Below are 13577 nucleotides of genomic sequence, written 5' to 3'. Positions count from 1 at the left end.
CGCGCCGCGCTCGCGCGCTCCCGCTCAGGCGCCGGGCGGGGCGGCCGGCGTCGGCTCGCCGGCCGCGGCCGGCGGCGCCTTGACCGGCGCCTCCTCGGTGACGAGCTCGCCGTCCCGGTACTCCAGGACGCCCTTGGGCGGCCCGAAGACCGCGTAGGCGTCGGGCAGGATCAGCGCCTCGCGGAGGACGTCGTCCACGTGCTCCACGAGCACGAGCCGCAGCGCCTTCAGCACGCGCCGGGGCACGTCCCGGAGATCCTTCCGGTTCTCCTTCGGCAGGATCACGGTCGAGATGCCGCCGCGGTGGGCGGCGAGCAGCTTCTCCTTGAGCCCGCCGATCGGCATCACCCGGCCGCGCAGGGTGATCTCGCCCGTCATCGCGAGATCCCGCCGGACCGGCACCTTCATCAGCGCGCTCACGAGCGCGGTCACCATGGTCACGCCCGCGCTGGGCCCGTCCTTCCGGACGAAATCGGGGAAGTGAATGTGGACGTCGACCTTCTGATAGACGTCCGCCTCGAGCCCGAGGCGATCGAGGCGCGAGCGCACGTAGCTCATCGCCGCGTGCCCGCTCTCCTCCATCCCCTTCTCGAGCAGCCCGGTGATGACGAGCTTGCCCTTGCCCGGCACAACGGTCGCCTCGGCCGGGAGCAGGTCGCCGCCGACGTTGGTCACGGCCAGGCCGTTCACGAGCCCGACCTCGTCCCGCTCCTCGCGCCGGCCGAGCCGGAACTTGGGGACGCCGAGGTACTTCGGGATGCTCTTCGCGACGACCTCGATCGGCTTCTCCTTGCCGTCGGACACGACCTTCCGGGCCACCTTGCGGCACACGCTCGCGATCTCGCGCTCCAGCGAGCGCACGCCGCTCTCCTTCGTGTAGTGGTGGATGATCGTCCGGAGCGCCCCCTCCGTGAAGTCGAGCGACACGTCCTCGAGGCCGCACTCCTTCCGCTGCCGGGGCACGAGGTACTTCACCGCGATGTTCAGCTTCTCGAACTCCGTGTAGCCCGAGAGCTGGATGACCTCCATGCGGTCCTGGAGCGGCACCGGGATGCCCGACAGCGTGTTCGCCGTCGTGATGAACATCACGTCGGAGAGGTCGTAGTCGAGATCCAGGTAGTGGTCGTTGAAGGTGTGGTTCTGCTCCGGGTCGAGCACCTCGAGCAGCGCCGCCGCCGGATCCCCGCGGAAGTCGGTCGACATCTTGTCGACCTCGTCGAGCAGGAACACGGGGTTGTTCGTCCCGACCTTCTTGAGCGACTGGATCAGCTTGCCGGGCAGCGCGCCGATGTACGTCCGCCGATGGCCGCGGATCTCCGCCTCGTCGCGCACGCCGCCCAGCGACAGCCGCACGAACTTGCGCCCGGTCGCGCGCGCGATCGACTTCGCCAGGCTCGTCTTGCCGACGCCGGGCGGACCGACGAAGCAGAGCACCGGGCCCTTGAGCTTCTTCGTCAGCGCCTGGACCGCGAGGTACTCGAGGATCCGCTCCTTGATCTTCTTCAGGCCGTAATGATCCTCGTCGAGGATCTTCTCGGCCTCGACGAGGTCATACCGCTCCTCGCTCTTGTCGTACCAGGGGAGCTCCAGGATCCAATCGATGTAGTTGCGCACCACGGTCGCCTCGGCGCTCGTGGGGTGCATCATCTTCAGCTTCTTGAGCTCCTTCTTGACCTTGGCGGCGGCCTCCTTGCTCATCCGCTTTGTCTTGAGGGCCTCCTCGATCTCCTGGATCTCGTTCTTGAACTCGTCGCGCTCGCCGCCGCCCAGCTCCTTCTGGATGGCCTGCATCTGCTCGTTGAGGTAGTACTCCTTCTGCGTCTTCTCCATCTGCTTCTTGACGCGACTCCGGATCTTCTTCTCCACCTGGAGAATCTCGATCTCGGCCTGCATCAGCTCGATGAGACGCTCGAGCCGCTTCTGCGGCTCCTCCATCTCGAGCAGCGCCTGACGGTCCGTCAGCTTGATGGTCGGCAGGTTGGCGATGATGGTGTCGGCGAGCCGCGAGGCCTCGTCGATGGCCTGCACCGCCATCAGGACCTCGGGCTGGATCTTCTTGTTGAGCTTGACGTACATCTCGAACGTCGACTGGACCGAGCGCATCAGCGCCTCGACCTCGACGCTCGCGACCGAGCTCTCGACGATCTCGTCGTACTCGATCAGGAAGTACGCATCGCTCTGGACGTAACGGCGGATGCGCGCCCGGCGCTTGCCCTCGATGAGGACCTTGACCGTCCCGTCCGGCAGCCGGAGCAGCTGCATGATGGCGCCGACCGAGCCGACGCCGAAGATGTCGTCCGGCGTCGGGTCGTTCGTCTTCGCGTTCCGCTGCGCGGCCAGGAAGATCTCCTTGCCGCGGTTCATCGCCTCGTCGAGGGCGGCGATGCTGCGCTCGCGCCCGACGAACAGCTGGGAGACCATGTGTGGAAAGACGATGATGTCGCGCAGAGGGAGCAGCGGGACGATCCCGCGCTCGGGTGCGTTCTTGCCGCGATCACTGTCGTTCTTGAAGAACATCCGCCGTCTTTCCGGGAGTATCGGGAGGCCGGGGCAGCCCCGCCTCGGTTGTCACACGTGGCTTGCTTGACTGCTGAACTTCCGCCGGGGCGGCCCGCGCCCCACGGGGGACGCGCGCGGCGCCGGCATCCTCGGAGGAGGCGCGCCCGGCAAGGGCGCGCCGCACGCGCGCCGTCCAGCGCGGCGCGGGCCTGCGCCGCGCGCCCTGGACGGCGGCCCCCCTGGGGCGAGCGCTACGCGAGCTCCGCCTCCTTCGTGTACACGATGAGCGGCGGCTCGTGCTTGACGATCACGTCCTCGCTGACGACGACCTCCTTGATCCCGGTTCGGGACGGGACGTCGTACATGATGTCGAGCATCGCCGACTCGAGGATCGCGCGCAGGCCGCGGGCGCCGCTGTTCCTCTCCAGGGCCTGGCGGGCCACCGCCACGAGCGCGCCCCGGGTGAACTTGAGCTTCACCCCGTCCATCTCGAAGAGCTTCTGGTACTGCTTGACCAGGCTGTTCTTCGGCTTCGTGAGGATGTCGATGAGCGCCTCCTCGTTGAGCTCGTGCAGGGTCGCGAGGATCGGCAGGCGGCCGATGAACTCCGGGATGAGCCCGAACTTGAGGAGATCCTCCGGCTGGACGACGCTGAGCAGATCGCCCAGCTTGAAGTCCTTCTTGGCCTTGATCTCGGCGCCGAAGCCGAGCGTGTTCTGGCCGATGCGCCGCTGGATGATCTGATCCAGGCCGACGAACGCGCCGCCGCAGATGAACAGGATGTTCGTCGTGTCGACCTGCAGGAAATCCTGCTGCGGGTGCTTGCGGCCGCCCTTCGGCGGGACGTTGGCGATCGTCCCCTCGATGATCTTGAGCAGCGCCTGCTGCACGCCCTCGCCGGAGACGTCGCGCGTGATGCTCGGGTTGTCGCTCTTCCGGCTGATCTTGTCGATCTCGTCGATGTAGACGATGCCGCGCTGCGCGCGCTCGACGTCGTGATCCGCGTTCTGGAGGAGCTGGACGATGATGTTCTCGACGTCCTCGCCGACGTAGCCGGCCTCGGTCAGCGTCGTCGCGTCCGCGATCGCGAAGGGGACGTTGATGATCTTGGCGAGCGTCTGCGCGAGGAGCGTCTTGCCGGAGCCCGTCGGACCGAGCAGGAGGATGTTCGACTTGGACAGCTCCACGTCGTCCGAGGAGACCCGGCTGTCGATGCGCTTGTAGTGGTTGTGCACCGCGACGGCGAGGATCTTCTTGGCGCGGTTCTGGCCGACGACGTACTCATCCAGCGTCGCCTTGATGTCGGCGGGCTTGGGGACCGGGGTCGACCCGGCGTACGGCTCGTCCTTCTCGACCTCCTCCGCGATGATGTCATTGCAGAGCCCGATGCACTCATCACAGATGTACACCGTGGGGCCCGCGATGAGCTTCTTCACCTCTTTCTGCGACTTGCCGCAGAAGGAGCAGCTTAAATTGCCATTCGAGTGATCGTCCCGCCTTCGCTCCACTTCGACCCTCAGTGCGGTCTGCCGACGCTTCCGCTTCGATGAGAGGTGGGGTCCCGCCGCGGCGGCCCCTCCAACCTGGGACGGGGACGGCTTCCACCGTCCCCTGGATTTTCAGCGATGCGCAGCCAAACGCCGCGCTCGGATTCTAGTCCGGTGCCCGTACCGTCGCAAGCTAACGGGGGTGGTCTCCAGCCTGTGGCCGAAGTCAGGGAATCGCCCGATGGCGCCGCGGCGCACGCCGCCGATGAGGCTGCGCGCCTCGGGAAAAGCAGCGGATCGAGCGAACGCGGCGCGACGCGGTCGACAAGCGCGGCGCGCTCGCCTCCGCCGCCGCACGCGCCGCGCCCGGCGCGACGTTGCGGCGCCGCGCGACGTGGCTGCGCCGCGCGACGTGGCTGCGCCGCGCGACGTGGCTGCGCCGCGCGACATCGCAGCGCGCGGCGCGACGCCGCGGCCCGACGCGGCTCCGCGCCGGCCCTCCGCCAGAGCACGCCCGCCGGACGAGGGGGCGCCGGCACCTACTTGTTCCGCTTCGGGAAGACCTCGTCGATGAGGCCGTACTCCTTGGCCTGCGTCGCGCTCAGGTAGAAGTCGCGCTCGATGTCCTTCGCGAGCTCGTCCCGGTTCTTGCCGGTGGCGTCGACGAGGATGTCGATCAGCGTCTCCTTGATCTTCTTGATCTCGCGCGCCTGGATCTCGATGTCCGTCGCCTGGCCGCGCGCGCCGCCGAGCGGCTGGTGGATCATCATCCTCGCGTGCGGCAGCGCGAAGCGCCGCCCCTTGCGGCCCGCGCCGAGCAGCACGGCGCCCATCGACGCGGCCTGGCCGATGCACATCGTCGACACCGGGCAACGCACGTACTGCATCGTGTCGTACATCGCGAGCCCCGAGGTCACCACGCCGCCCGGGCTGTTGATGTAGACCTGGATCTCCTTCTCGGGATCCTCGCTCTCCAGGAAGAGGAACTGCGCGATCACGGCGTTCGCGACGAAGTCGTCGATCTCCGTGCCGATGAAGACGATGCGGTCCTTGAGGAGGCGGCTGAAGATGTTCCACTCCCGCTCGCCGCGGTGGGTCACCTCCGTGACCGTCGGGAGGATGTAGGCCTTCTCGCGTTCGAGAAACTCGATGGCTTGGGTGCGGGTTTCGACTCGTCGGGTCATCCGGTGCTCCGGGGGGTTTCCTGCCGCGCGGCAGGGGTTCTACTCCTGGGCCAGACTGCGTCCGATCGCAAGACCGAACGCGCCCGAGGTTACCGGAAAATATCGGCCGCCCGCTGCGGTCGCGCACGGAACGCGCGCCGCCCGCAGCGGGCGCTGGCGCGCCGCTCGCTCGACCTGCGCTCAGCGCGCGCTCGACGCGCTCGACGCGCTCCACGTACGGGTTGCGGCTCGACGAGGGGGCCGCGCGCGTCCCGTGCGAGGGAGCGGCGCGACCCGGACGAACTGCGCCGCCGGCGACGAGCCGGCGGCGCGGCGCCGCGGCTAGCCCGCGTCGGTGACCTTCGCGGCGGCCTCGATGATGTCGAGGATCTTGTCCTCGAGGATCATCCCGGCGAAGAGCTCGCGCTTCTGCGGCTCGCGGTACTCCGCCTTGATCTTCGCGACGTTCTTGCCGGTCTGCTCGGCGAGCTCCTGGTAGCCCTTCTCGAGGTCGGCCTCGGTGATCTTGACCTCCTTCGCCTTCGCGATCTCGGCCATGACCAGGCCCGCGCGCACCTTCATCTCGGCGTCGAGCCGCACGCGGGCGCGGAACTCCGGCGTCGGATCGACGCGCTGCCCCTGCCGGCGCGCCGTCGCGAGCAGCTCGCGCTCGGCGAGCTGCGCCTGCTGGTCGACGAGCGACGGCGGGACCGGGATCGGGTTCGCCTTGCAGAGCTCGACGACGAGCTGCTCGGCGACGGCGTCGCTCGCCCGCTGCGTCAGCTCCTTCTCGAGCTTCTTGCGGAGCGACTCGCGGAGCGCGGGGAGGCTCTCCTCGCCGCAGTCCTTCGCGAACTCGTCGTCGACCTCCGGGAAGATGCGCTCCCGCAGGTCCTTCAGCGTGATGTGGAAGATCGCCTGCTTGCCCCGCAGATCCGCGTTCGAGTGCTGCTCGGAGAACGTGACCGGGACGTCCTTCGCCTGGCCGGGCGTCATGCCGAGGAGGGCGTCCTCGATCTCCTTGAAGACCTGGCCGCTGCCGAGCTCGGTCTCGATCTCCTGCTCCTTCGTGTCGCGCAGGGTGCCGCTGACCTCCAGGGTGAACGAGATCGTCGCCATGTCCCCCTTGGCGGCGGGGCGCTCCGGCTCCGGCGCCTGCAGCGTCGAGTGCTCGCGCCGGAGGGCGGTGATCTCGGCGTCGATCATCTCGTCCGACGGCGCGGTCGAGGGGCGCTTCACCTCGAAGCCCTCCCACTTCACCTCGGTGATGTCGGGCCGGACCTCGAAGCGGGCCTTGTAGGAGAACGCGTCGTCCGGGCGGAGCTCGGCGGGCGCGATCGCCGGCTGGGACAGGGGCTGCACCTGCTTGTCGGCGAGCGCCTGGTTCAGCGTGGCGTCGACGAGCCGCTGGGCGACATCGGCGTGGATGCGGCCGCCGTAGAGGTGCGCGAGCACCTGGCGCGGCGCCTTGCCAGGCCGGTAGCCCCGGACCCGGGCCGTCCGCTGGAGCATCGTATAGGCCTTGTCGACCTCGCTCCGGACCCGGTCCGCGGGGACCTCCACCTGAAACTCCATCAGCACGGGAGAAAGCTTTTCGACGTTGACTTGCATGGCGTTTTTTTCGAAGGGCGGCACTCGTGCCACGCGTCGCCGGGGGGGTCAAGACGGCCGAAAGGACGCTGCTTTAAAAAAAAGGAGCCCCGGCGGAGAGGCGGCCGCCGGGGCTCGGGGATCCCGGGAGGGATCGTGCAAGCTGATGCGGAGCGAGAGGCTCGCGCCGGTGCGGACGCCGCTGCGGCGCGCTTGCGCAGCAGCGTCCGCACCGGCGCGAGCGCGAGGCCTGCGAGGCTGGCCCGCGCCGCGCGGCCCGCGCTCAGTCGTCGTCCGAGACGTCGAAGGGGTCCTTCTCGAAGTCGAGCTCGGCGTCGAACGACGTCTCCTCGACGATGTCCTCGAGCGAGAAGCCCACGCGGTTCGGGCGGAGAATCTCCCGCTCGAACTCTGCAAAGTTCTGATACGATTTGGGAAGCGGCATCTGTCCTCCTCACATGTGCCGAGGCGACGTCAGGGCGTCGGTCTGCTCGGCGAAGCTGGGCACCACGTCCGTGAGATCCTGGACGGTCAGCGCCGGCCCTCGACGCGCGTCGAGGGCGGACGGCGGCGCGAACCGAGCGTCGACCTGCGTTGAAGCGAAGGCGAAAGCACGAGGACCTGCGCAGGCGCGAGCAACGCAGGCTCGCGCCCGTCGCACCAGAACGCGCGGGCGAGGACCCGATCGACCGGGCCGGCGTCGCCGCAGGGCAACAGCGCCCCGTTGAGGCCGAAGCAGCGGCTCCGCCCCGAGGCTCGCCCGCGGGCCAGCGGCCCCGTCGTTCGCTCACCTACACCCACATCAAGCGACATGTGGGTCACTGTAGATGCCCCCGCCGTTCAGGCCAACAATCCGGCGAGCGAACGGTAGATGGGGGCGTAAACCGGACGTGAACGGACGTGAACGGACGTGAACGGACGTGAACGGACGTGAACCCGGCGTGAATCGAGCGTCGAAGAGCGGCGGGGACGCCTGCATCTCTCGACGTGCCGATGGGGGTCGTGTAAGCAGCCGGGTCGGACGCGACACAGCACGATGCCATCGCCCAACCAGGGGGGCGCGCCCGGCAATACCGGCTCCGCCTCCAAGCCTTCGCCTGTCGTCTTCGCCGTCGCCAACCAGAAGGGGGGCGTCGGCAAGACCACGACCTCGGTCAACCTGGCCGCGAGCTTCGCCGCGGCGGAGTGCCGGACCCTGCTCGTCGACTGCGATCCGCAGGGGAACGCGTCGAGCGGCGTCGGGGTGCGGCGGGGGAGCTTCGAGCTGTCGCTCTACGACGTCCTGATCGGGCGGGCGGCGCTGAAGGAGGCGACCGTCGCGACCGAGGTGCCGCTGCTCGACGTGGTGCCCGCGACGCAGGATCTCGTGGCGGCGGAGCTCGAGCTGGTCGACGCGGACGACCGCGCGACGCGGCTGCGCCAGGCGCTGCGCCCGCACCTCGACGGGTACGCGTTCGTCGTCCTCGACTGCCCGCCGTCGCTCGGGCTGCTCACGCTGAACGCGCTCACCGCGGCGCACCGGGTGCTCGTGCCGCTCCAGTGCGAGTACTACGCGCTCGAGGGGCTGACGCACCTCATGGCGACGATCGACCGGGTGCGCAACGCCTTCAACCCGGAGCTCACGGTCGAGGGCGTCGTCCTCACGATGTTCGACGGGCGCAACTCGCTCACCCACCAGGTGGCCGACGAGGTGAAGGCGCACTTCCGCGTGTTCGACGCGATCATCCCGCGCAACGTGAAGCTCAGCGAGGCGCCGTCGCACGGCAAGCCGGCGCTGCTCTACGACGCGCAGTCGAAGGGGGCGCAGGGCTACCTGAGCCTCGCGCGCGAGATCATGGACGGCCCGCCCGCCGCCGCGGCCGATCCGAAGAAGAGGCAGCGCGGGGACGCCGAGGGGGAGCCGCAGGCCGAGCCGCCGACCACCACCGGAGCGCGCGCGAGGGACGCACGACCGAGATCATGAATGCCGATCAGAAAGGGGCGCGGCGCGCGCTCGGACGGGGGCTCGACGCCCTGCTCCCGGCGGCGCCGCCGGCGACAGCGACGACGGCCGAAGGGCGCAGCGTGTTCGTGTGCGCGATCGAGAAGATCGTGCCGCAGAAGGGGCAGCCGCGGCAGCACTTCGACGAGGCCGAGCTGGAGGAGCTCACCGGGAGCATCCGCGAGCACGGGCTCATCGAGCCGCTCATCGTGCGCAGGACGCAGGCCGGGAACGACAGCTTCGAGCTCATCGCCGGCGAGCGGCGGTGGCGCGCGGCGCAGCGCGCGGGGCTCCGGGAGGTGCTCGTCGTCGTCAAGGACGTCTCCCCCAAGGAGGCGTTCGAGCTGGCCCTCGTCGAGAACGTGCAGCGGGCCGACCTCAACCCGATCGAGATCGCCGAGGCGTTCGACCGGCTCCTGCGCGAGCACAGCTACACGCACCAGACGCTGGCGGAGCGGGTCGGCAAGGACCGCACGACGATCGTCAACTCGCTCCGGCTCCTCCGGCTGCCGCCGCGCATCCGCACCATGGTGATCTCGCGCGAGCTCAGCGAGGGCCACGCGCGCGCGCTGCTCGGGGCGCCGAGCGACAAGGTGATGGCCGACGTCGCCGAGCGGACCGTCCACGGCAAGCTCCCCGTCCGCAAGGTCGAGGCGCTGATCAAGGCGGCGAAGGAGAAGGAGAGCCGCGCCGCCGGGGACGGCGAGGATCCCGGCGAGAAGAAGCGCGCGGGGAAGTCGCCTGCGATCAAGGACCTGGAGGCGCGCCTCATGCGGCGGCTCGGGACCCGCGTCGAGGTGCGCGACGAGGGCGGCCGCGGCGAGCTCGGCATCACGTACGGCTCGCTGGACGAGCTCGACAGGATCATCGCGCTGCTCGGCGCGTGACCCGCCGCGGGCGCGCGCCCGCCGCCCCGGCCGGCGGGCGGGCTCGCGCCGCGACCGCGCTACTTGAGCCGGGCGCTGAGCTCCTTCACCTTGGCGCGGGCGCGCTTGCCGATCTCGGTGTCGCCGCCGTGCTTGCCGGCCTCGGTGAGCGCCGCGAGCGCGCTCTGCGGCTTGCGCTCGGCCAGGAACGACAGGCCGAGGTAGTAGTGCGCGGCCGCGAACTTCGGGTCCACCTTGATCGCGGCCTGGTAGTCCGCGCGCGCCCCCTGCTCGTCGCCGAGCTCGTGGCGGCACGTCCCGCGGCGCACGTGGAACTCCGCCTCCGGCTTCAGCTTGATGGCGCGGTCGAAGGCCGCCACGCAGTCGGCGTACGCCTTCGCCGGCCCGAGCATCCGCCCGATGGTCGCGATCGTCGCCACGTCGTCGCCGGTCGCGGCGAGCGCCTTCTTCAGCTCCGCCGCGGCCCGGTCGAGCTCCTTGGCCTCGAACAGCATCGCGCCGTAGGCGAAGCGCGTCGCGGCCGAGTCCTCGGCCTTGAGCGCCGCCTCGTAGTGCTTGCTCGCGTTCGCGACGTCGCGCTTCAGGCCGTACGCGTAGCCCAGGTTCTGGTGGAGCGCGGCGCGGCCCGGCGCCTGCTCGATCGCCTTCGCGAGCACCGCGATCGCCTCGTCCGGCCGCGGCGGCTCGTCCAGGTAGAGCGCCGCCAGGTTGAGCGCCGCGGCCTCCAGCTTGGGATCGCGCTCGAGCGCCTTCTTGTACGACGCCTCGGCGCCGGCGCGGTCGTTCGTCTTCTCGTGCGCGAGCCCGAGGTAGTAGTGCGCCTCGGCGTTGCCCGGCTCGTGCTCGATCGCCCGGAGGAGGTGCGGCTTCGCCTCCTCGTACCGCTCGTTCTTGATGTAGGCCACGCCCCGATCGAGCGCGCTCGTCGACGTCCCCTTCGAGGTCGCCGCGTCGCTGCCGTCCGGCGGATCGGCGAGCAGCGGATCCCCGAGCGGCTCGCGCGGGCCGTCCTGCGCTCCACCACACGCCGCAGCGCACGCCGCGATCGCCGCGACCGCCACCCCCGCCACGCCCCGGCGCGCGGCGGCCGCCGCCCGCGCCGCGCGCGAAAACCACCCCTTGTTCATCCGACACTCCCTTCGCCGTCCAGGCCCTGGAGCACCGCGTGCAGCCGCTCCTCGACCTCTTGCATCCGCTTGCCGTTCGCGATCTTCGTCCCGTCCGCCTCGCTCACATAGAACACGTCGGCCACGCGCGTCCCCTCCGTGTTGATCTTGGCGACCGAGATCGACAGGCCGAGCTGGTAGAGCGCGTCCGAGATCGCGAACAATAGGCCCGGACGATCGCGCGTGAGGACCTCGATCACCGTGTGGTGCGACGCGCGATCGTCGATGGAGATCTGCGTCTTGACCTTCGGCGTCGGGCGCTCGCGCAGGCCGCCGCCGCGGCGCTTCTTGGCGACCTCGGCGCCGGGGATCTGGCCCGAGAGCACCGCCTGGATGTCGGCCACGAGCTTCGGGATGGCGCGGGCCACCCCCCCTACCCCCTCGCCGCGGTCGCGCACCCAGAACAGGTCGACCGCCTGCAGGCGCACGCCCGCGGGCGGCGACGACCCGATCCTCGCGCGGAGCGCGCCGGCGTCGTCGTCGCACGCGCGCGAGTGGATCTGCGCGGCGTGCACCTCGAGGCGCGAGGAGGCGAACGCCGCCGTGATCGCCGCCAGCAGGCCGGGGCGATCCGGCGCGACCACGCACACCTCCGCGGCCTCCGGGTGGCGCGACGGCACCAGCGCGACCGAGACGCTGTTCCCGCTCGACTCCTGCTGCCGGGCGAGCTCGGCGTGCGCCGCGATCGCGGCCGGGCTGTTCGCGAGGAGGTAGCGCTCGGGCATCGACGCGAGGTAGCGCGCCAGGAACTCGCGCTGCGCGCGCCGCTCCGCCTCGTCCGCCGCCGGGAGATCCTCCAGGGCGCCCACCGTGCCGCTGATCGCGCGCGCCATGCGCTGATCGTCGATCCCGAGCGGCCCGCTCTCCCCCCGCGCGCCGCGCAGGGCCGCGTCCGCCGACAGGTAGAGCTCGTCGAGCATCCGCGCCTTCCACGACGTCATCGACGTGGGGCTCGTGGTCGAGATGTCGGCGACCGTGAGCAGGTAGAGATCGCGCAGCCCCTCGCGGCCGTGCACCTCCTGGCAGAACTCCGAGATGGTGGCGGGGTCGTCGAGGTCGCGCCGGGTCGCGATGAGGTACATCACGAGGTGCTTCAGCACGAGGTGGCACGCCTCGTCGATGTCCTCCGGCGGGAAGCCGAGCCGCTCCAGGATCGCGCGCGCCATCTCGGCGCCGCGCCGGCTGTGGTCCTTGCCCCCGATCGCCTTGCCCACGTCGTGCAGGAGCGTGGCGAAGAACAGCATCGTCGGCCGCGTCGCCTCGGCGGCGAGCCGGCACGCGAGCCCGAACTCGCCCGCGAGCTCGCCGCGCACGAGCGCCGCCAGCCGGTCGACCGCGGCGACCGAGTGCACGTCGACCGTGTACACGTGGTAGACGTCGTGGTGGACGCGCCCGACGACCGGCGAAAACTCGGGGATCATCGCGAGCAGGAGGCCGAGGTCGTGCAGCTCGCGGACGACCGAGCCGCTCTGGAGCGCCGTCTCCTTGCACGTGGCCACGAGGGTCCGGAACAGCGCGGCCGCCTCGGGGCTCTCGCGGAGCGCCGCGCAGAACGCCGCGTCGCCGGCGGCGCGGACGATCGCCCCGCGCGCGTAGGGCAGGAGCGGGACGCCGCGCTCGACGGCCTCGGCGACCAGCCGCAGCGCGATCGGCGGATCGGTCCGGAGCAGATCCGGATCGCTCATCGTGACGCAGCCGTCGAACAGGCGGATGCCGCCGCCGAGGTCCTCGTCGCGGCGGCGGCGCCGCGTGAGCGTCGGCGTGGCGCGCGAGACGATCATGTCGAGGGCGCGCGAGATCGTCCGGGCGCTCCGGTAGTAGTCGCTCATCATCCGCTCGATCGCCTCGGGCGAGATCGACGGCTCGTCGGGCGGCGGCGCGGCCTTCCGGGCGGCCTCGGCCGCCTCGTTGTAGCCGAGCACGCCGGCGACGAGCTCCTGCTCGTCGAACGTCAGCCGGTCGGTCCGCCGGCCGGAGTGCGCGTGGAGGAGGTTGCGGATGCGCCAGAGCATCTCGGCGGCGCTCTGGATCTCCTCCGCCTCTCGGGCGACGAGCGCGCCGAAGCGGACCAGCGCGGAGAACTCGCCGACGCCGTAGCGCGCCTTGGCCGCCCAGCGGGCGACGTCGAGGTCGCGCAGCCCGCCGGCGCCGTTCTTCACGTCCGGCTCCAGGAGGTAGACCGAGCCGCCGAAGCGCTCGTGGCGCTGCGCGATCTCCTTGCCGAGCCGCTCGATGAAGCGGGGCAGCTCCGAGTGCGCGAACAGGCCCGCGGCGGCGCGCTGCCACAGCGACTCGGACAGCGACGCGTCGCCGACGACGTGCCGCCAGTCGAGCAGGCTGGTCGCGGTGGGCAGGTCCTCGCGCGCGCTCTCGACGAGGTCGTCGATGGTGACGACCTGGTGCCCCACGGTGACCCCCATGTCCCAGAGCGGGTAGAGCAGCGCGTCCGCGATGGCGCTGGCGCGCTGGGCGTCGCGGGCGAGGATGCGCACGTCGAGGTCGCTCCGCAGCGCGACGGCGCCGCGGCCGTATCCGCCGACCCCGGCGATTGCGACCGCGTCCCACGCGGCGCGGCTCGGGGAGCCGGCCTCGCGCAAGAGGTGGAAGAGGCGCGTCAGGAGATCGTCGAGCAGGCGCGCGTGGCGGCGGCCGAGGGCGACCCCGAGCGCGGAGGGATCCGCGGCCGGGGTGGCGCCGCTCGGCACGGTGCGGTCGAGCCCGGCGCGCTCGCGCGCGTAGGCGGCGCGGAGCTCGGCGAGCCCGCTGGGCCTGGACGTGGGGGAGAGATCGACGCTCATGCGGTG

Annotated in this window: 9 protein-coding genes; 2 read left to right on the top strand and 7 right to left on the bottom strand. The window is 70.8% G+C overall.

Annotated elements, in window-relative coordinates:
- Window positions 1-24: 24 nt before the first annotated feature.
- The 5 genes from lon to NQZ70_RS19610 all read right to left on the bottom strand — a co-directional run bounded on the left by lon (window position 25) and on the right by NQZ70_RS19610 (window position 7184).
- Window positions 25-2517 (bottom strand): endopeptidase La, encoded by a 2493-nt coding sequence (gene lon / locus NQZ70_RS19630; RefSeq protein WP_129575575.1) that lies wholly within the window; start codon window positions 2515-2517, stop codon window positions 25-27.
- Window positions 2518-2750: 233 nt separating this feature from the next.
- Complete coding sequence (clpX, locus tag NQZ70_RS19625; protein ID WP_129575574.1) at window positions 2751-4007, bottom strand: ATP-dependent Clp protease ATP-binding subunit ClpX; 1257 nt, start codon at window positions 4005-4007, stop codon at window positions 2751-2753.
- A 518-nt stretch (window positions 4008-4525) separates the two neighbouring features.
- The gene (locus NQZ70_RS19620) at window positions 4526-5170 is read right to left on the bottom strand and encodes an ATP-dependent Clp protease proteolytic subunit (RefSeq protein ID WP_012235778.1); all 645 of its coding nucleotides are present in this window, start codon (window positions 5168-5170) and stop codon (window positions 4526-4528) included.
- Between the two features lie 321 nt (window positions 5171-5491).
- A complete protein-coding gene (gene tig, locus NQZ70_RS19615; RefSeq protein ID WP_129575573.1) occupies window positions 5492-6760 on the bottom strand; it encodes a trigger factor in 1269 nt (422 codons plus the stop codon).
- 262 nt (window positions 6761-7022) lie between these two features.
- The gene (locus tag NQZ70_RS19610) at window positions 7023-7184 is read right to left on the bottom strand and encodes a transcriptional regulator (protein ID WP_129575572.1); all 162 of its coding nucleotides are present in this window, start codon (window positions 7182-7184) and stop codon (window positions 7023-7025) included.
- A 591-nt stretch (window positions 7185-7775) separates the two neighbouring features.
- Between NQZ70_RS19610 and NQZ70_RS19605 the strand changes: the two genes are divergently transcribed.
- On the top strand, window positions 7776-8702 hold the full coding sequence (locus NQZ70_RS19605; protein ID WP_129575571.1) for a ParA family protein: 927 nt from the start codon (window positions 7776-7778) through the stop codon (window positions 8700-8702).
- On the top strand, window positions 8699-9607 hold the full coding sequence (locus tag NQZ70_RS19600; protein ID WP_129575570.1) for a ParB/RepB/Spo0J family partition protein: 909 nt from the start codon (window positions 8699-8701) through the stop codon (window positions 9605-9607). The genes NQZ70_RS19605 and NQZ70_RS19600 overlap by 4 nt, the downstream gene beginning before the upstream one ends.
- A 59-nt stretch (window positions 9608-9666) precedes the next feature.
- Here NQZ70_RS19600 and NQZ70_RS19595 read toward each other — a convergent pair whose 3' ends face one another.
- Window positions 9667-10734: a lipopolysaccharide assembly protein LapB gene (locus NQZ70_RS19595; protein ID WP_129575569.1), complete on the bottom strand. Its 1068-nt coding sequence runs from the start codon at window positions 10732-10734 to the stop codon at window positions 9667-9669.
- Window positions 10731-13571 carry a [protein-PII] uridylyltransferase gene (gene glnD / locus NQZ70_RS19590; RefSeq protein WP_129575568.1) on the bottom strand — a complete coding sequence of 947 codons (2841 nt, stop codon included), beginning with the start codon at window positions 13569-13571 and terminating at the stop codon, window positions 10731-10733. Before glnD ends, NQZ70_RS19595 begins: the two co-directional genes overlap by 4 nt.
- Window positions 13572-13577: the final 6 nt, after the last annotated feature.

Origin of the sequence: Sorangium sp. So ce836 (assembly GCF_028553905.1) — a bacterium.
GTDB classification, from domain to species: domain Bacteria; phylum Myxococcota_A; class Polyangia; order Polyangiales; family Polyangiaceae; genus Sorangium; species Sorangium cellulosum_D.
The sequence above is the reverse complement of the archived record's forward strand: the minus strand, read 5'-3'. Positions and strand labels throughout refer to the sequence as shown.

What these genes read in the sequence shown, in the direction of transcription:
- lon (WP_129575575.1), bottom strand. Translation starts at nt 2,517, where the DNA reads ATGTTCTTCAAGAACGACAGTGATCGCGGCAAGAACGCACCCGAGCGC.
- tig (WP_129575573.1), bottom strand. Translation starts at nt 6,760, where the DNA reads ATGCAAGTCAACGTCGAAAAGCTTTCTCCCGTGCTGATGGAGTTTCAG.
- NQZ70_RS19610 (WP_129575572.1), bottom strand. Translation starts at nt 7,184, where the DNA reads ATGCCGCTTCCCAAATCGTATCAGAACTTTGCAGAGTTCGAGCGGGAG.
- NQZ70_RS19605 (WP_129575571.1), top strand. Translation starts at nt 7,776, where the DNA reads ATGCCATCGCCCAACCAGGGGGGCGCGCCCGGCAATACCGGCTCCGCC.
- NQZ70_RS19595 (WP_129575569.1), bottom strand. Translation starts at nt 10,734, where the DNA reads ATGAACAAGGGGTGGTTTTCGCGCGCGGCGCGGGCGGCGGCCGCCGCG.
- NQZ70_RS19620 (WP_012235778.1), bottom strand. Translation starts at nt 5,170, where the DNA reads ATGACCCGACGAGTCGAAACCCGCACCCAAGCCATCGAGTTTCTCGAA.
- glnD (WP_129575568.1), bottom strand. Translation starts at nt 13,571, where the DNA reads ATGAGCGTCGATCTCTCCCCCACGTCCAGGCCCAGCGGGCTCGCCGAG.
- NQZ70_RS19600 (WP_129575570.1), top strand. Translation starts at nt 8,699, where the DNA reads ATGAATGCCGATCAGAAAGGGGCGCGGCGCGCGCTCGGACGGGGGCTC.